This window comes from Frigoribacterium sp. PvP032 (assembly GCF_017833035.1).
Lineage (GTDB): Bacteria > Actinomycetota > Actinomycetes > Actinomycetales > Microbacteriaceae > Frigoribacterium.
On the sequence record NZ_JAFIBM010000001.1, the window covers coordinates 22,138 to 39,390 of the forward strand.

Below are 17,253 nucleotides of genomic sequence, written 5' to 3' on the forward strand. Positions count from 1 at the left end.
TACCCCGGCGCGAGCACGACCGGGCCCGCACGAGCTCGACGGCGACCCGGCGGCGGTCCGGTGCGAGCGCGACCGCGGCCCGACCGGGCACACGAGAGGCCCGAGATCGACGTCGGCATGCGCGCCGGGGTCGATCTCCGGCCTCTCGCGAGGTCACCAGCGGGGGTGCACCGCCGCGCGGAAGTACTCGTCGTAGATGCGGACGACCTCGGAGTCGAGGCCCTCCTCGAGCTCGACGTCGCCGGCCGCCGCGTTGGCCTTCGCCTGCTCGACGTTGCGCGCCCCCGGGATGACGGTGCTGACGCCCGGCTGCTCGGCGATCCACGCGAGGGCCGCCTGCGGCACGGTCACGCCGTCGGGCACGGCCGCCGCGAACTCCTGGGCAGCGCGGACGCCCTGCTCGAAGTCGACGCCGCTGAACGTCTCGCCCTGGTCGAACGCCTCGCCCTGGCGGTTGTAGGTGCGGTGGTCGTTCTCGGCGAAGGTCGTGTCGGTCGTGTACTTGCCCGAGAGCAGCCCGCTGGCGAGGGGCACGCGGGCGATGATGCCGACCCCGGCACGCTGAGCCGCCGGGAGGACCTCGTCGAGCGGCTTGAGCCGGAACGCGTTGAGGATGATCTGGACCGTCGCGACGCCGGGACGGGCGATCGCGGTCAGCGCCTGCTGCGCCTCCTCGACGGACACCCCGTAGGAGGCGATGGCCCCGTTCTGCACGAGCTCGTCGAGCGCGTCGTACACGGCGTCGTCGTCGTACACGGCGGACGGCGGGCAATGCAGCTGGACGAGGTCGAGGGTGTCGACGCCGAGGTTGCGACGCGAGCGGTCGGTCCAGGCGATGAAGTTCTCGCGCACGTAGTTGGACGGCACCTGGTCGAGGCGGCGACCCATCTTGGTGGCGACGGTCAGCGGGACGTCGGGGTTCGCCGCACGGAAGGTGCTGATGATCTTCTCGCTGCGGCCGTCACCGTAGACGTCGGCGGTGTCGAAGAAGGTGACGCCCGACTCGACGGAGGCGCCGAGCACGTCGAGCGCGTCGCTCTCGCTGACGTCACCCCAGTCGGCGCCGAGCTGCCAGGTGCCGAGGCCGATGACGGAGACTGTGCGGCCGGTGCGGCCGAGAGTGCGACTGTGCATGCTGCGAGCCTAGGCGCTGCCCCCGACAACGGGGCCGGTCAACGGCGGGGCTGGTCAACGGCGGGGCTGGTCAGCGGTGCGGGCGGCTGGCGCGGCGGTTCACGCTGCGGACGAAGGCGTACGCGATCGCGACCAGCACGAAGGCGCCGAGCAGCAGCAGGCCGCCGACGCCGGGGCTGCCCTTGGCGAGCGTCACGACGCCGACGACGGCGAGCACGGCCGAGAGGTAGCCGAGCACCCGTGCCGCGACGATCTGCGCACGGCGACCGAGACGGCCGGCACGACCAGCGCGACCACCACGGCCCGCACGGCTGCTCACCCGAGTCGGCGCGCGGCGTCGGCGGCAGCCGACAGCGCCTCGGCCAGCTCGCGCTCGGCTCGCTCGCGTGCCCCGTCGGGCATCGGGATCTGCCCGCTCAGCGTGAGGTTCACGGCGATCACCTCGACGACCATGCCGAGCGTCGCGCCCAGGATCTGCTCGAGCACCGGCACCGCGTGGTCCCAGCCCTCGGTCGGCGATCCGACGTCGTACGACCCGCCCCGGCTGGTGGCGATCAGCAGCGGGCGGCCGAGCATCGGCTGCTGGTCGTCGCCGTCGAACGGGGCGGTGACGCCGGGCAGGTGCACGTTGTCGAGCCACGCCTTGAGCGTCGACGGCACCGTGTAGTTGTAGAGCGGGGCGCCGACGACCACGACGTCGGCGGCCGTCAGCTCGGCGATCAGCTCGGCCTGCAGCGCCTCGGCGGCAGGGTCGGGAGCGGCCCCCGGGAGGCGCAGCCGCGCGGGCCAGTGCAGCGCGGGGTCGCTGAGGTGCGGCAGCTGGTCGACGTGCAGGTCGCGGCGCGTGACCGTGTGGTCGTCGCCGAGCGACCGCCAGGCGTCGGCGAAGGAGGCGGTGATCGCGCGCGACCGGCTGGTCGCCGTGTCGGCGGACGAGTCGAGGTGCAGCAGGTTCGGCATGCGCCCACCGTAGCGGCGGCCCCCGACGCCCGGGGCTGCACCTGGCGCACGGCACGTCGGCGGGTCCGTCGCACCGGGCTCTCGGCGCAGTGTCGGTGGTCCGGAGCAGGATGGTGCTCACGATGACCGACATCCTCGAGCGCTTCTCCCCCGCCACCCGCGAGTGGTTCCGCGGTGCGTTCGCGGCGCCCACGCTCGCGCAGCTGGGGGCGTGGCAGGCGATCAGCGAGGGCGACGACGCCCTCGTCATCGCCCCGACCGGCTCCGGCAAGACCCTCGCCTCGTTCCTCTGGTCGATCGACACGCTCGCGAGCGGGCCGCCGCCCGAGGTGAAAGAGCACCGCACTCGGGTCCTCTACATCTCGCCGCTGAAGGCGCTCGGCGTCGACGTCGAGCGCAACCTGCGGTCGCCCCTCGTCGGCATCACCCAGACCGCCCGCCGCCTCGGCATCGACGCACCCGAACTGACCGTGGGGGTGCGGTCGGGCGACACCTCGTCGGGTGACCGCCGCCTCCTGCAGCGCACCCCGCCCGACATCCTCATCACGACGCCCGAGTCGCTCTACCTGATGCTCACGTCTGCGGCACGCGAGAACCTCAAGGGCGTGCACACCGTCATCGTCGACGAGGTGCACGCGGTCGCCGCCACCAAGCGCGGCGCCCACCTGGCCCTCTCGCTCGAGCGGCTCGACGCCCTGCTCGAGAAGCCCGCGCAGCGCATCGGCCTGTCCGCGACCGTGCGACCGCCGACCGAGGTCGCCCGGTTCCTCTCGGGCCGCAAGCCCGTCACGATCGTCAACCCGCGGTCGGAGAAGACCTTCGACCTGCGCGTCGTCGTGCCCGTCGACGACATGACCGAGCTGGGCACGGCCGCGCCGCTCGAGGGCTCCGCCGCAGGCAGCGCACCGCAGGGCTCGATCTGGCCACACGTCGAGGAGGGCATCGTCGACCTCATCCTCGACCACCGCTCGACGATCGTCTTCTCGAACTCACGCCGCCTCGCCGAGCGTCTCACCGCCCGCCTCAACGACATCTACCTCGAGCGCACCGGCGCCGACGTCGAGACCAGGGCCGCCGCGCTGCAGGCCGCCGAGGAGGCGCGGGGCGAGCTGGTGCCCGCCGGCGCCGTCCCCGAGGGCGCGGCCGACGCCGCCGGCAGCTCGGGCTCCGCCCACGATGCCGACACCTCGGCTGCCGTCGACCCCTTCGCGCCGTCCGCACCGACGTCGACGCCGCGCAACCCGATGGTGGGCGGCGGCGCACCGGCCCAGCTGATCGGCGGCAGCGGGCAGACCCAGGGCAGCGAGCCCCTGCTCGCCCGGGCGCACCACGGCTCGGTCTCGAAAGACCAGCGCGCCATCATCGAGGACGACCTGAAGAGCGGGCGCCTGCGCTGCGTCGTCGCCACGAGCTCGCTCGAGCTCGGCATCGACATGGGCGCGGTCGACCTCGTCGTCCAGGTCGAGTCGCCGCCGTCGGTCGCGAGCGGGCTGCAGCGGGTCGGACGGGCCGGGCACCAGGTCGGCGAGATCAGCCGGGGCGTGATGTTCCCCAAGCACCGGGCCGACCTGATCCACTCCGCGGTCGCCGCCGAGCGCATGGTCGCGGGCCTCATCGAAGAGCTGCGCGTGCCGACGAACCCGCTCGACGTGCTCGCCCAGCAGACCGTCGCGGCCGTCGCCCTAGACGAGATCGACGCCGACGAGTGGTTCGAGACCGTGCGTCGCAGCGCTCCGTTCGCGACCCTGCCGCGTTCGGCGTACGACGCGACGCTCGACCTGCTGAGCGGCAAGTACCCCTCCGACGAGTTCGCCGAGCTGCGCCCGCGCATCGTCTGGGACCGCGTGCACGGCACGCTCACTGGTCGCCCCGGTGCCCAGCGTCTCGCCGTCACCAGTGGCGGCACCATCCCCGACCGCGGCCTGTTCGGCGTCTTCATGGTCGGCGAGAAGGCCGCCCGCGTCGGCGAGCTCGACGAGGAGATGGTCTACGAGTCGCGGGTCGGCGACGTCTTCGCCCTCGGCGCGACGAGCTGGCGCATCGAGGACATCACGCACGATCGCGTGCTCGTCTCTCCTGCCTACGGGCAGCCGGGGCGCGTGCCGTTCTGGAAGGGCGACGGCATCGGCCGCCCGGCCGAGCTGGGCCGCGCCATCGGCGGCTACATCCGCGAGCTGGCCAGCTCGTCAGTCGACGACGCCACCGAACGGGTCACGCAGGGCGGGCTCGACGAGCGCGCAGCCCGCAACCTGCTGGCGTTCGTCACCGAGCAACGCGAGGCGACCGGGCACGTGCCCTCCGACACGACCCTCGTGGTCGAGCGCTTCCGTGACGAGCTCGGCGACTGGCGGCTCGTCCTGCACTCGCCCTACGGCATGCAGGTGCACGCGCCGTGGGCCCTCGCGATCTCGGCCCGCATCCGCGACCAGCTCGGCGTCGACGGCGGGGCGATGGCGGCCGACGACGGGATCGTCGTGCGCATCCCCGACACCGACGCCGAGCCTCCCGGGTCCGAGCTCTTCCGGTTCGAGAGCGACGACCTCGACGCGATCGTCACGGAGGAGGTGGGCGGCTCCGCCCTGTTCTCCTCCCGCTTCCGCGAGTGCGCGGCCCGCGCGTTGCTGCTGCCCCGGTACAACCCGGGGCGCCGCTCGCCGCTCTGGCAGCAGCGCCAGCGGGCGTCGCAGCTGCTCGACGTCGCCCGCAAGTACCCGCAGTTCCCGATCGTGCTCGAGGCCGTGCGCGAGGTCCTCCAGGACGTGTACGACCTGCCCGCGCTGATGAGCCTCACCCGCGAGCTCGAGACCCGAGCCGTCCGCGTCGTCGAGGTCGAGACCGAGGTGCCCTCGCCGTTCGCCCGGTCGCTGCTGTTCGGCTACGTGGCCGCGTTCATGTACGAGGGCGACTCGCCGCTGGCCGAGCGCCGGGCAGCCGCGCTCTCGCTCGACTCGACGCTGCTGCAAGAACTGCTCGGCCGCGCCGAGCTCCGTGAGCTGCTCGACGCCGACGTCATCGACCAGCACGAGCTCGAGCTGCAGCGCCTCGCCCCCGACCGGCGAGCCCGCGACATCGAGGGCGTCGTCGACCTGCTGCGCCTGCTCGGGCCGCTGACCACCTCCGAGATCGTCGACCGGAGCTGGCTCGCGACGACCGCGGGCAGTGCCGCGACGGCCGAGGTCGAGAGCGCGGCTGGCGATGATCCCGGCACGGCCGAGGCCGAAGCTGGCGGCGGTGCCGCTGCGGGCGCCTCGGACGAGGTCACAGAGGGCCGAACGAAGCTCGAGGCTGCGCTGGCCGACCTGGTCCGCTCGAACCGCGTGCTGCGGTTCACCCACGGCGGCACGGAGCGCTGGGCCGGAATAGAAGATGCCTCGCGGCTGCGCGACGCGCTCGGCGTCGCCCTGCCGATCGGCGTCCCGACCGCGTTCGTCGAGCCCGTCGACGACCCGCTCGGCGACCTCGTCGGCCGCTTCGCGCGCACCCACGCGCCGTTCACCCCTCAGATGGTCGCCGACCGGCTCGGGCTCGGCACGGCGGTCGTGCTCGACACGCTGCGCAAGCTCGGGGTGCAGCGACGCGTCGTCGAGGGCGAGTTCCGTCCGCAGCAGCAGGGCAGCGAGTGGTGTGACTCCGAGGTGCTCAAGCGGCTGCGCAGTCGCTCGCTGGCGGCGCTGCGGCACGAGGTGGAGCCGGTCGCGCCCGACACGCTCGGCCGGTTCCTGCCGGCCTGGCAGCACGTCGCCACCGGCACGAAGGGCTCCGGCCTGCGGGGCCTCGACGGCGTGGTGCAGGTCGTCGACCAGCTCAGCGGCGTCGCGCTGCCCGCCTCCGCGTGGGAGACGCTCATCCTCCCCGCCCGGGTCACCGACTACGGCCCCGGCATGCTCGACGAGCTGACGGCGACCGGCGAGGTGATCTGGTCGGGCTCGGGCAGCCTGGCGGGCAACGACGGCTGGGTCAGCCTGCACCTCGCCGACGGCGCCCAGGTGACGCTGCCCGAGCCGCTCGGCACCGACACCGACGAGCTGCAGCGCGAGGTGCTCGGCGCGCTGGCCGGCGGGGGCGCGTACTTCTTCCGGCAGCTCTCCGACGCCGTGGGCAGCACCGACGACACGGCCCTCGTCACCGCCATCTGGGACCTCGTCTGGGCTGGCCAGATCACCAACGACACGTTCGCCCCGCTGCGCACCCAGGTGAGCGGCAAGGCGTCCCGCCCCCGCACCCCGACCAGGTCGCGGTCGTCGTACCGCAGCCGGGGTCGTGTGACGATGCCGCGCCAGGCCGGGCCGCCGACGGTCGGCGGACGCTGGTCGCTGCTGCCCCTGGCCGAGCCCGACGCCACCGTTCGCGCGGCGGCACAGGCCGAGATCCTGCTCGAGCGCCACGGGGTCGTGACGCGCGGCGCCGTGATGAACGAGGGCGTGCGAGGCGGCTTCTCGACGGTCTACAAGGTCCTGAGCGGCTTCGAGGAGACAGGACGGGCCCGCCGTGGCTACTTCGTCGAGGGGCTGGGGGCGGCACAGTTCGCGACCGGGCCGACGGTCGACCGGCTGCGGTCGTTCGTCCGTGACGAGACCGACCGCCGCGACGACGACGCCCTCGCGTCGGCCGGACGCGGACGCGAGATCCCCGTCGTGACCCTGGCCGCGACCGACCCCGCGAACCCGTACGGTGCCGCGTTGCCCTGGCCGGGACAACCTGCTGCGGCCGAGGGCGGCACGGCAGATGTCTCCGTCGTGGCGACGGCTGCCGGACTGGCTCGTCCCGACGGAGCGGGCAGCACCCCAGACCGTCCCACCTCCGGCTCCGGCTCGGGCGCCGGCACAGGCACCAGCACCGGCACGTCGAAGAAGACCGGGCACCGGCCGGGGCGCAAGGCGGGCTCGCTGGTCGTGCTCGTCGACGGGCGACTCACCGTCTACGTCGAGCGGGGCGGCAAGACGCTGCTCACGTTCGGCGAGCCCGACGACCGCGAGCTCGCGCTGGCCGCCGGCTCGCTCGCGTCGGTGGTGCGCACCAGGCTCGGCAAGCTCGCGGTCGAGCGCGTCGACGGCGAGTTCGTCCTCGGCACACGACTCGGCGACGCCCTGCGCGACGCCGGCTTCGCCCCGACCCCGAGCGGGATCCGGCTGCGCTCGTAGACCGAGCCGCACCGCCGCGGCCCGCACCACACCGCACCGCACCGCACCACACCGCACCGCACCGCACCGCACCGCACCGCACCGCACCGACCAGGAGGAGCCCCCACCGTGCCCGAGGGAGACACCGTCTACCGCTCCGCCAAGAACCTCGACGCCGTGCTGCACGGTCAGGTGCTGACGGCGACCGACTTCCGCGTCCCCGCGTTCGCCACGGTCGACCTCAGCGGCGAGGTGGTCGACGACGTGATCGCCCGCGGCAAGCACCTCCTGCACCACATCGGCGACCACACGCTGCACACGCACCTCAAGATGGAGGGCTCGTGGCACGTCTACAAGCACGGCACGAAGTGGCGGAGGCCCGCGTACCAGGCCCGGGTCGTGCTCGAGACGGAGGAGTGGGTCACGGTCGGCTTCGACCTCGGCATCGTCGAGCTCGTCGCCCGCGACCCCGAGGACAGCGTCACGGCCTACCTCGGGCCCGACCTGCTCGGCTCCGACTGGGACGCGGCGCTCGCGCTGAGCAACCTCGAGGCCGACCCCGAGCGCGAGGTCGGACTCGCCCTGCTCGACCAGCGGGTGCTCGCCGGCCTGGGCAACGTCTACCGGGCCGAGGTCTGCTTCCTCCGCGGGGTGCTGCCGACCCGACCGGTCGGCGAGGTCGAGAACCGGCCGAAGATGATCGACCTCGCCCACCGGCTGATCGTCGCGAACAAGGACAGGATCGAGCGCACCACCACGGGCAACCTCCGCGGCACGACCGACTGGGTCTACGGGCGGGCCGGCAAGCCGTGCCTGCGCTGCGGCACGAAGATCGTCCGGGGCGAGCTCGGCGAGTCGGAGCTCGAGCTGCGCGACACGTACTGGTGCCCCCACTGCCAGGGCTGACGCGCCTCCTCCCCTCTCGCCTGCCCCGCTCCTCATTCAGGAACATCTGTCCTGAGCTGCGCGAGGGAGGGACCCGGAGTCCTGAACCGTGCACCGTTCAGGAGGGCCGGGCCGCCCGATCCTGAATCGTGCGCGCCTCCCGCGAGGCTGCCCTTCGTGACGAATCGTGACGCACCTGGGAACGACCCCGAGGAGGTGCCCCTACAGTCGCACGCACCCGGCCCGCACCCGACGCGCGGCCTCACCGAGGAGCACGCCATGACGACCGACATCGCCACGCAGGTCAGCACGTTCAACGAGGGCTTCACCGCTCAGATCGGTCCCGAGCTCAGCGCGGTGTTCGACGCCGAGCAGCGCGAGCTCCGCGAGGCGGGGGTCCCCGAGGACGCGATCGCCGTCGGCGACCAGGTCGTCGACGCGACCCTGCTCAGCCCGGCCGGCGACGAGGTCTCCCTCGCCGAGACGATCGGCGAGGCGGCGGCGGTGCTCGTCTTCTACCGCGGCGCCTGGTGCCCGTACTGCAACCTGACGCTCAAGACCTACCAGGAGGAGCTGCTCCCGACCCTGCGCGACCGCGGCGTCGCCCTGGTCGCCATCAGCCCACAGACCCCCGAGGGCAGCGACCTCGCCACGACGAACGGCTCGCTGGAGTTCCCCGTGCTGTCCGACCCGGGCAACGTCCTCAGCCGGGCGCTCGGCATCGTGACCGAGCCCACCGCCGACGCGCGTGCCGCCCACACTCAGCTCGGCTTCGACGTCGCGGACAGCAACGCGGACGCGACGGGCGACATCCCGTTCCCGACGGTGCTCGTGGTCGACCGCGACGGACGCGTGGTGTTCGCCGACGTCCACGTCGACTACACGACCCGCACGGAGGTCGCCGACATCGTCTCGGCCCTCGACGAGCTGAGCTGACCCGTCGGGCGCTCCGGCGCTCTCGGCCCGGCAGACCTCCGCGAAAGCGACGAACCGACGCGATCCATCGCGTCGGTTCGTCGCTTTCGCGTCGCTACGTGCTCACGCAGCCGCAGCCGCAAGCCGCAGCCGCGCACGCAGCCGCAGCAGCGGCCGCAGCCGGCCCCGGCTACGCGCGGGGCGCCTCCTGCAGCTCGGCCGCCTGCTCGCGCCCGACGCGCGAGTGCCGCCGCCCGTAAGCGAAGTACACGACCACGCCGATCACGAGCCACACGGCGAACCGCGCCCACGTCAGCGTCGTGAGGTTCAGCATCAGCCAGATGCAGAGCACCGCGGACAGGATCGGCAGGAACGGCACGAGCGGCACGCGGAACGCCCGAGGCAGGTCCGAGCGGGTGCGGCGCAGCACGATCACGCCGATGCTCACCAGGACGAAGGCCGACAGGGTGCCGATGTTGATCATCTCCTCGAGCACGCCGACGTCGGTGAGCCCGGCGATCAGCGCGACGACGACGCCCGCGAGCACCTGCACGCGCACGGGGGTGCCGCGCTTCGCGGAGGTCTTCGAGAGGCCGCGGGGCAGCAGCCCGTCGCGGCTCATCGAGAAGACGATGCGGGCGAGGCCGAGCAGCAGCACCATGATCACGGTGGTGAGGCCGATCAGGGCCCCGACGGCGATGACCTTCGCGGCCCAGTCGATCCCGACGAGCTCGAACGCCGTGGCGAGGTTCGGCGTCTCGCTGGCGGCGAGGTCGCGGTACGAGACCATCCCGGTGAGCACGACGGCGACGAGCACGTAGAGCAGGGTCACGATGCCGAGCCCGAGGAAGATGCCGCGCGGCATGGTCTTCTGCGGGTCCTTGACCTCTTCGGCGCTGGTGGCGACGATGTCGAACCCGATGAAGGCGAAGAAGACGAGGGAGGCGCCGGCCAGCAGGCCGAAGACGCCGTACTGGGCCGGGGCGGCCCCGCTGAGGAACGAGAACAGCGACTGGGTCCAGGCGTCGGTCGAGCCCTCGCCGGTGCGCGGCTGCGACTCGGGGATGAACGGAGTGTAGTTCGACGCCTTGACGAAGAAGAAGCCGACGACGATCACGAACAGCACGATGCCGACCTTGATCACGGTGAAGACGCTGCCGACGCGCGAGCTCAGCTGCGTGCCGAGCACGAGCAGCACCGTGAAGACGGCGACGATCAGGAACGGCCCCCAGCTCAGCTCGACCGGGCCGAGCGCGATCGTGTCGGGCAGCGGCACGCCGAACTGCTCGAACACGGTGCTGAGGTAGATGCCCCAGTACTTCGCGAGGACGGCCGCGCCCGTGAGGGTCTCGAGGATGAGGTCCCACCCGATGATCCAGGCGAGGAACTCGCCCATGGTCGCGTAGGTGAAGGTGTACGCGCTGCCGGCCACGGGGATCGTCGAGGCGAACTCGGCGTAGCACATGATCGCCAGGCCGCAGGTGACGGCCGCCAGGATGAACGAGATGATCACGCCGGGCCCGGCGAAGTTCGCGGCGGCGTTCGCGCCGACCGAGAAGATGCCCGCGCCGACGGCGACGGCGATGCCCATCAGCGTGAGGTCGGCGGTGCCGAGCGAGCGCTTGAGCTTGCTCTCGCCCTCGAGCGAGTCGGCGATCGACGACTCGACGGACTTGGTGCGCATCAGGCCGCGGCGGGCGCTCGGGGGCGGGGTGGTCGCCATGGGTGACTCCTCGGTGGGCGGACGCGGCCCCCGGCCGGGGGCGACGCGCCAGCATACTGCGGGCTGTGCACGCGCGGCGAGGCAGCCTCGAGGAGGCGCGGGCCGGGCCGGACGACCGGTCCCGACCTAGCATGGAGCGGTGCGGGACGACGACGATCAGCCCTGGCGCCCGGCGACTCCCGCCAGGGCGACGGCCGTGTGGGAGGGCACGTCGGCGCGGAGCCCGGGCGGCGACCGCCCCGGCACGCGCACCGGGAGCGACGCGCGCGACCCCGACCACGACCCCGGCGCCGCTGCCCACCCCGGCCCCGGCCCCGGCCCCGGCCCCGCTACAGCGGGCCCGACCGTCTCGACGGCCGGCCCGCGGCGCACGCCGACCCGCGCCTCCTCGGCCCTGCGCCGCGGCGCTCGTGCCGCAGCCGTCCGGTGGCGACGGCTGTCCCCGCCGCGTCGGGTGCTCGGCCTGCTCGGCGCGACCGCCCTCGTCGGCGCGCTGGTGGCGATCGGCGGCGTCGCGACGGGCCCCGTCTACGCCCCCGTGGCCCGCGCCTCCTTCGAGGTCGACGACCTGCGGACCGCGCCGACCACCACGGCGTGGAGCACCGACCTGCGGTCGGCCCTCTCCCCGGGCGCCCAGGCGGACTGCGTCGGCTTCGACGGCAGCACCCGGCTCGGTGACGACGACGTCCTCGTGACGACGTCCTCGCAGGGCTACGTGGCCGACTCCGGCTGCGAGGGCGCACCGGGGCGGCTGGCACGCCTCGACGCCCGCACCGGAGAGGTCCTCTGGGTCGCCGACCTGGCCGAGGCGGTCGGCGTCGACGCGATCGGGCTCCAGGTGAGCGTCGACCCGGCGACCGGGGACGCGCTCGTCGCGGTGCAGTCGATCGTCGGCTCGGGCCTCGCCCGCATCGACACGGCGACCGGGGAGGTACAGGAGGTGCTGCGCGGCCCGCCCGACGACGGTGCGACGGCACCGGTGGACGAGGCCGACGGGTCCGACGGGTCGGACGACAGCGACCCCGGCTACGACCCCGAGGGCTCGGGCCCGTCCCCGGAAGCCGACGCCGACACCGACACCGACACCGTCCTGCAGGTGGAGGGCCTCAGCGCCACGGCCGTGGTCGTCTCCGAGCAGCCCGCCGACCGCTTCTCGGAGGAGGGGGCCGTCTCCGCCCAGGGCGGACGCTCGCTCTACCGCCTCTACCGGGCCGACGACCTCTCCGCGCCGACCTGGACCGGCAACGCGGGAGCCGGCCTCAGCGTGCGGCTCGTCGGGGACCTGCTCGTGATCGACGTGGGCGACGAGCCGCTCCTCGTCGACGCGCGGAACGGGGCGGTCGAGCCGCTGCCGGGCGGCATCCGCAACGTCGAGTCGTGGGCAGAGTCGCTCGGCGGGGTCGTGCTCAGCGGGCGTGCCGACGGCGACCCGACGATGGTCTCGCTCGACGGCGACGGCGTCCTGCGCTGGTCGACGACGCTGCCGTCGACGAGCTACCCGTCGGTGACGGACGCGTGCATCTCGATCACCGTCCCCGGCGGCGAGGTCACCTGCCTCGACCCCCGCACCGGCGACGAGCTCTGGAGCCGCACGCTCAGGACCCCGGGCGGCGACGACGGCGGTCGCGACGGGGAGGGCGACGGCACCGGGCGGCGCGGCAGCGCGGAGGCCGAGCAGGTGCAGGCGTACTTCGGCACGGCGACCGACGACGTGCTGGCGGCCGTCGTCGACGCGGACGAGCAGGGCGACCCGAGCGGCCTGGACCGAGGCAAGGAGGTGCACGCCCTGGCCGCGCTCTCCGGCGACGAGAGGTGGGTGACGGAGCTGCCGGTCGCCTCCTACGTCATCGCCACCTCGCGGACGACCGGCTACGCGGCGACCTTCTTCCCGAGCGGCCGGGACACCCCCACGCTGATCGCGTTCGACCTGGCCGACGGCCGCACCCTGTGGACGATCGAGCTCTCGTCGGGCTCGTTCACGTCGGCGTTCTGGGGGCCGACGCTCGTCCGCGTCGACCCGGACGGGGTCGTGCACGGCCTCACGACGGGCGTCGAGCTCGCCGCCTGAGCCCGTGCCCGAGCCCTAGGCCCCGACGAGTTGCCCCGAACGGCTGCTCGGACCGGGTCCAGTCAGCACTTCGAGGCAACTCGACGGCCGCAGGAGGCGCGGGTCAGTTCCCGCGGACGAGCAAGGGGAAGACGAAGACCGCGAAGAGGAAGAAGGCCGCCGTCACGGCGAAGACCACGTAGGTGCCGCGCCCGACCGGGTCCTGGCCGGCGGCCTGACGGCGGCGCATCACCCGTCGTCGGTACATGACCTGCATCACGATGAGGACGACCGCCGCGAGGGCGAGGATCGAGATGACCAGGGCTTCGATGAGGGAGTCCTTCGGGCTGGGGCGGCGGTGATCCCGACGATGATCGGGCCGGGCCAGCCTAAGGGCGGGCACGTCCGGGCAAGCCGAGAGGGATCCGCGCGGGAGGGCAGCGGCCGTACCATCGGCGGAGGCGCGCGAGAGGGGACGAGCACCGTGACGGACCACGACGACCCGCGTCCCGACGGCGGCGCCCGGGCCGGCGCTCTGCGGCCGGGCAGTCGAGGAGGCGGCCTACGGGATCGCTGGCACCGCGCCTCCTCGGGTCGTCGAGCGGGCACGGCCGCCGCGGCGGGCGTCGTCGCGGCCGTCCTCGTCGTCGGTGCGGGGCTCGCCTCTCAGCCTGAGTACCCCGACGAGCTGCGGAGCTCCCCCGTGGCCGAGGGCTGGCGGATCGAGCCAGCCGACCTCGGGGTGCCCGACGTCCAGCCCGGCTGCCTCGACCTGCGCGTGCTGGCGCGGGCGGGCGACGACGTGCTCGTCGTGACGACCACGCAGCTCGGCACCTCGACGACGGGCTGCTTCGATCCTGCAGCCCGCGGCGACCGCATCGCCCTCGTCGACCCGCGCTCGGGCGCGGTGCGGTGGAGCACGCCGACCTCCGACGTGAGCGACGCCTCCGCCCCCGGCCAGCTCGGTGCCTGGGTCGACGCAGACGCGTCCACGGCCGTCGTCGGCACCACGGCGTCGGAGCTCGGCTCGGACAACGACCTCGTGGCGCTGCTCGACCTGGCGACGGGCCTCGTCCTCGACCGCCGGGTGTCGCCCGAGGGCTCGACGGCCGTGCTCGAGGCCGACGACGACTGGGTGCTCGTCACGACCCGCGCGGGCGGCGGGGGCGACCGCGGGACGGGCTTCGTCGACGGCCCGGCGCGGACCCGCGTCGCGGCCCTGCCCCGCGACGAGATCGGCAGGTCGACGTGGGAGGCGGACCTCGGCACCGTGGGACGCGCCCAGCTCGTCGACGGCCAGGTGCTCGTGACCAACGCCGGGGCGGCGTCCCTCGTCGACCCGGCCACCGGCTCCTCACGGGCCTGGGGCGAGGCGTGGCGGCGCGGCACGTCGAGCGTCGTCGACGGCGACCTCGTCCTCGTCGACCTGCAGGCCGACGACGACGAGCAGTTCCCGGTCGAGCGCATCGCCTACGCGGCCGGGGGACGTGAGCTGTGGAGGCAGGGGTTCGAGCCCGATCGCCCACCTGCGGTGGTGGGGAGCTGCATGGTCTTCTCGGACGAGGAGGCCGTGACCTGCGTCGAGCGCGACACCGGCGTGGAGCGCTGGTCGGTGCCGTCCGGGAGCGTCGACGGGTCTGCGCCTGTCGTGCTCGCGTCAGCCCCAGGGCAGCGCGACGGCGACGTGCTGCTGCGCACCAGCGTCTCCGTCGGACGGCCGGACGCCTCGGGCGGGTCAGGGCCGCGACGGGAGCTGCTCGTGCTCGACGCCTCGACCGGCGCCGTCAGGAGCCGCCTGGCCGCACCTCTGGAGTCCACCGCCGCCGCCGCGTCCCGCACCGTGCTCTACCTCACGACGCCCGACCGGTTCGGCCTCGTCGGCGAGTCGGTCGGCGGGGCCGTCGTGGCGTTCGACCTCGCGGACGGCCGCGAGCTGTGGCGGCTCACACCGGGCGAGGGCCCGGGCGACCGCGACGCCGCGAGCGACGCCACCCGCGACCTGCAGTTCTGGGGCGGCACCCTCGTCGCGGTCGGCGACGACGGAGTCGTCAGGCAGCTCGTCGACGACACCCGCGTCGTCGGCTGACGCCGCCTCGTACGCGAAGAACCGCGTTCCGAACCATGAACCGCGAAAGAACGCAGTTCATGGTTCGGAACGCGGTTCGAGCCGGGCGCAGTGGCCGTCGCCGCACCCGAACGCCCTACTGCCCGCGCGCCTGCGCCGCCAGGATCCACGCCATCGCGTACGACCGCGAGTTGCCGTCGTCGATCCCCGTGGCGGGCAGCGCGGCGAGCGTGGTGAGCGCCGACGCGGCCGCGTCCTTCCCGGCCAGCGCCGAGTACATCAGGACGTAGTCGGCGAGCGGCCCGTCGAAGCCGTCAGGCGCCGCCTCCGCGACGAACGCGTCGACCTGCTCCGCGCCTCCTGCGGCCTCGGACGTGAGGTAGTCGACCGAGGTCGGGCTGAGCGGGATCAGCTGGATGCCCGCGATGGCCGACGGCTCGGCCGAGAACCACGTGGCGTAGTCGCGCTTCCCGCCCCAGTTGAGCGACACGACCCGGTGGTCGAAGGTCGTCGTCCCGGCAGCGCCGGCGAAGACCGGGTCGCTGAGGTCGGGCGCGACGAAGTAGGCGAGTGCCGCCTGCGACTCGGCGCTCAGCATCCAGCTCGCCTCGCCGCCGAGAGCCTCGTCACCGGTGGCCGACGCCCAGAGCGAGAGGCCCGCGTAGGCGCCCACCGCCTCCGAGGACGACTCCTGGTTGTTGCCGTCGGCGAACGGCGAGTAGCCGCTGGCCCAGCTGTGCGACCAGAACGGGTCGAACGCGCGGCGGTCGGGGAACGAGCCGTTCTGCGAGCCCGACGCGATGTCGGCGGCGAGCAGGTCCATCACGGGCTGCCAGCCCCCGGCGAGCGAGGGGTCGTCGGCGGCCATGACGCCGGCCGCGTAGAGGAAGTAGCCGTAGTGGAAGTAGTGGTCGTTGAACTCGTCCGAGCCGAACGACGCCGCCTTGCCGACGACGCCCTTCACCGCGGGGTCGTAGACGAAGCACTCCTGGTCGCGCGAGTCGCAGCCGTCGGGCTCTGTCCAGAGGTCGAGCTGGTCGACGATGCGCTTCTTCAGGTCGGCGGCCACCTCCTGGTCGTCGAGCTGCACGGCGAGCTGGTAGAGCATCGACGCCCGGTAGAGCGCCTTGCCGCCGTAGTACGTGTCGGCCGCGAAGGTCGGCGTCAGGCTGACGTCGATCTCGAGCTGGTCACGCACTGAGGCGCGCTCGGCGTCGCTCAGCCCGGTGAGGTCGAGCGCCGCCGAGGCCGTCGTGGTGGGCGCCCCGAACGACAGGCCGGTGCCGATCGAGAGGGGCACGGTGCCGTAGACGGTCGGGTACGTGAGACCGGTGTCGGCGCCGCCGGCCGCGGGGCCGGAGTCGCCCTGGTGCGGCGCCGCGACGACGAGGGCGTCGCCGCCCGCCGCCGTGACGTAGCCGAGCTCGGTGGTCTGCTGCTGCTGGTCGCCGCTGCCGCTCGTGCCGTACGTGGTGGTCACGCCGGTCAGCGGCGAGGCTGCCGCGTCGAGCACCTGCGAGGTCTGGTCGGAGGAGGCGCCGGCCGGCACCGAGACGAGCACGACCGAGCCGCCCTCGTCCAGCGACACGGACGAGGCGTCGGCGTCGAGGGTGCCGCCGGTGACGACGACCCCCCACGTGGCGTCGCCGACCTCGACCGTCGCGCGGCCGTCGCCGGCTGCCCGGAAGGAGCCGTCTCCGAGCACCGAGAGGGCGTCGGTCTGTGCCGTCGCCGCGGTGTACGAGACCGTGGGCGAGCCCTCGGCGATCGTCGTGTGGCCGAGCACGGCGTCGCCGTCGCGGTGCTCGAGGGTCACCGACACGTCGTCGTAGCCGCTGACGACGAAGTCGGACGAGCCGAGGTCGACCGAGACGTCGGTCAGGGCGGGCCCGACGATCGCGGTGGCCGAGGGCACCGGGGCGGGCTGGCCGGCGGCGAAGCCGTCGTCGGTCAGCTGGAACGAGATCGGGAAGGGGAAGACGGGCATCGGCTCGTCACCGAAGACCAGGCCGGAGAACCAGCGGTTGGTCGGAGGCAGGACGCCGTCGGCGAGGCGCATCGTCGGGACCTCGGCCACCGACTCCTCGGGCAGCGCGGCCACGAGCGGGTCGATCTGCGAGGCCGGGAGCACATCGCCCGCGGCCGTCGTGCGGCCCTCGGTGCTGCCGCCGTCGGGGCCGGCCGAGCCGTCGTCGCTGGTGCAGCCGGCCAGCACGAGGCCGCCGGCGGTCGCGAGCGCGAGGGCCGCGACGAGGCGGCCGGCAGGGCCGCGACGGGCGAGGCGGCCCGAGGGGCCGTGCCCTGCGGGGCGGGGGGTGCCGAGGAGGCGCGGCGCGCGTCGGGTGTCGACCCGCGCCTCCTCGGCGTGACGGGTGGTCGCGGCGTCGGTCGAGGGTCCCGAACG

General features: G+C 73.8%; 11 protein-coding genes. 5 read left to right on the forward strand and 6 right to left on the reverse strand.

The window, feature by feature from the left end; genetic code table 11:
* Window positions 1–153: 153 nt before the first annotated feature.
* The 3 genes from JOE35_RS00125 to JOE35_RS00135 form a co-directional block, all read right to left on the reverse strand.
* Window positions 154–1,134, reverse strand: a complete 981-nt coding sequence (locus JOE35_RS00125) for an aldo/keto reductase (RefSeq protein ID WP_209559295.1) — start codon at window positions 1,132–1,134, stop codon at window positions 154–156.
* A gap of 70 nt (window positions 1,135–1,204) precedes the next feature.
* Window positions 1,205–1,453 carry a hypothetical protein gene (locus tag JOE35_RS00130; RefSeq protein ID WP_209559296.1) on the reverse strand — a complete coding sequence of 83 codons (249 nt, stop codon included), beginning with the start codon at window positions 1,451–1,453 and terminating at the stop codon, window positions 1,205–1,207.
* A complete protein-coding gene (locus JOE35_RS00135; RefSeq protein WP_209559297.1) occupies window positions 1,450–2,094 on the reverse strand; it encodes an FMN-dependent NADH-azoreductase in 645 nt (214 codons plus the stop codon). Before JOE35_RS00135 ends, JOE35_RS00130 begins: the two co-directional genes overlap by 4 nt.
* A gap of 122 nt (window positions 2,095–2,216) precedes the next feature.
* Here JOE35_RS00135 and JOE35_RS00140 point away from each other — a divergent pair, with 122 nt between their 5' ends.
* The 3 genes from JOE35_RS00140 to JOE35_RS00150 all read left to right on the forward strand — a co-directional run bounded on the left by JOE35_RS00140 (window position 2,217) and on the right by JOE35_RS00150 (window position 9,035).
* On the forward strand, window positions 2,217–7,235 hold the full coding sequence (locus tag JOE35_RS00140; RefSeq protein WP_209559298.1) for a DEAD/DEAH box helicase: 5,019 nt from the start codon (window positions 2,217–2,219) through the stop codon (window positions 7,233–7,235).
* A gap of 108 nt (window positions 7,236–7,343) precedes the next feature.
* Window positions 7,344–8,120, forward strand: a complete 777-nt coding sequence (locus tag JOE35_RS00145; RefSeq protein WP_209559299.1) for an Fpg/Nei family DNA glycosylase — start codon at window positions 7,344–7,346, stop codon at window positions 8,118–8,120.
* A 258-nt stretch (window positions 8,121–8,378) separates the two neighbouring features.
* The gene (locus JOE35_RS00150; RefSeq protein WP_209559300.1) at window positions 8,379–9,035 is read left to right on the forward strand and encodes a peroxiredoxin-like family protein; all 657 of its coding nucleotides are present in this window, start codon (window positions 8,379–8,381) and stop codon (window positions 9,033–9,035) included.
* A 169-nt stretch (window positions 9,036–9,204) separates the two neighbouring features.
* Here JOE35_RS00150 and JOE35_RS00155 read toward each other — a convergent pair whose 3' ends face one another.
* The gene (locus tag JOE35_RS00155; RefSeq protein WP_209559301.1) at window positions 9,205–10,737 is read right to left on the reverse strand and encodes an APC family permease; all 1,533 of its coding nucleotides are present in this window, start codon (window positions 10,735–10,737) and stop codon (window positions 9,205–9,207) included.
* A 139-nt stretch (window positions 10,738–10,876) separates the two neighbouring features.
* Between JOE35_RS00155 and JOE35_RS00160 the strand changes: the two genes are divergently transcribed.
* A complete protein-coding gene (locus JOE35_RS00160) occupies window positions 10,877–12,805 on the forward strand; it encodes a PQQ-binding-like beta-propeller repeat protein (protein WP_209559302.1) in 1,929 nt (642 codons plus the stop codon).
* Window positions 12,806–12,908: 103 nt separating this feature from the next.
* On the opposite strand, the gene JOE35_RS00165 is transcribed toward JOE35_RS00160, so the two are convergent.
* Window positions 12,909–13,187 carry a hypothetical protein gene (locus JOE35_RS00165; RefSeq protein ID WP_209559303.1) on the reverse strand — a complete coding sequence of 93 codons (279 nt, stop codon included), beginning with the start codon at window positions 13,185–13,187 and terminating at the stop codon, window positions 12,909–12,911.
* An 81-nt stretch (window positions 13,188–13,268) separates the two neighbouring features.
* On the opposite strand from JOE35_RS00165, the gene JOE35_RS00170 reads away from it, so the two are divergent.
* Complete coding sequence (locus JOE35_RS00170) at window positions 13,269–14,870, forward strand: PQQ-binding-like beta-propeller repeat protein (RefSeq protein WP_209559304.1); 1,602 nt, start codon at window positions 13,269–13,271, stop codon at window positions 14,868–14,870.
* A 115-nt stretch (window positions 14,871–14,985) separates the two neighbouring features.
* Here the strand turns inward: JOE35_RS00170 and JOE35_RS00175 are convergent, their stop codons facing one another.
* Window positions 14,986–17,064, reverse strand: a complete 2,079-nt coding sequence (locus JOE35_RS00175; RefSeq protein ID WP_209559305.1) for a glycosyl hydrolase — start codon at window positions 17,062–17,064, stop codon at window positions 14,986–14,988.
* Window positions 17,065–17,253 lie beyond the last annotated feature (189 nt).

Excerpts from the sequence above, each read along its gene's own strand:
- JOE35_RS00155 (WP_209559301.1), bottom strand. The coding sequence starts at position 10,737 with ATGGCGACCACCCCGCCCCCGAGCGCCCGCCGCGGCCTGATGCGCACC.
- JOE35_RS00140 (WP_209559298.1), top strand. The coding sequence starts at position 2,217 with ATGACCGACATCCTCGAGCGCTTCTCCCCCGCCACCCGCGAGTGGTTC.
- JOE35_RS00150 (WP_209559300.1), top strand. The coding sequence starts at position 8,379 with ATGACGACCGACATCGCCACGCAGGTCAGCACGTTCAACGAGGGCTTC.
- JOE35_RS00125 (WP_209559295.1), bottom strand. The coding sequence starts at position 1,134 with ATGCACAGTCGCACTCTCGGCCGCACCGGCCGCACAGTCTCCGTCATC.
- JOE35_RS00135 (WP_209559297.1), bottom strand. The coding sequence starts at position 2,094 with ATGCCGAACCTGCTGCACCTCGACTCGTCCGCCGACACGGCGACCAGC.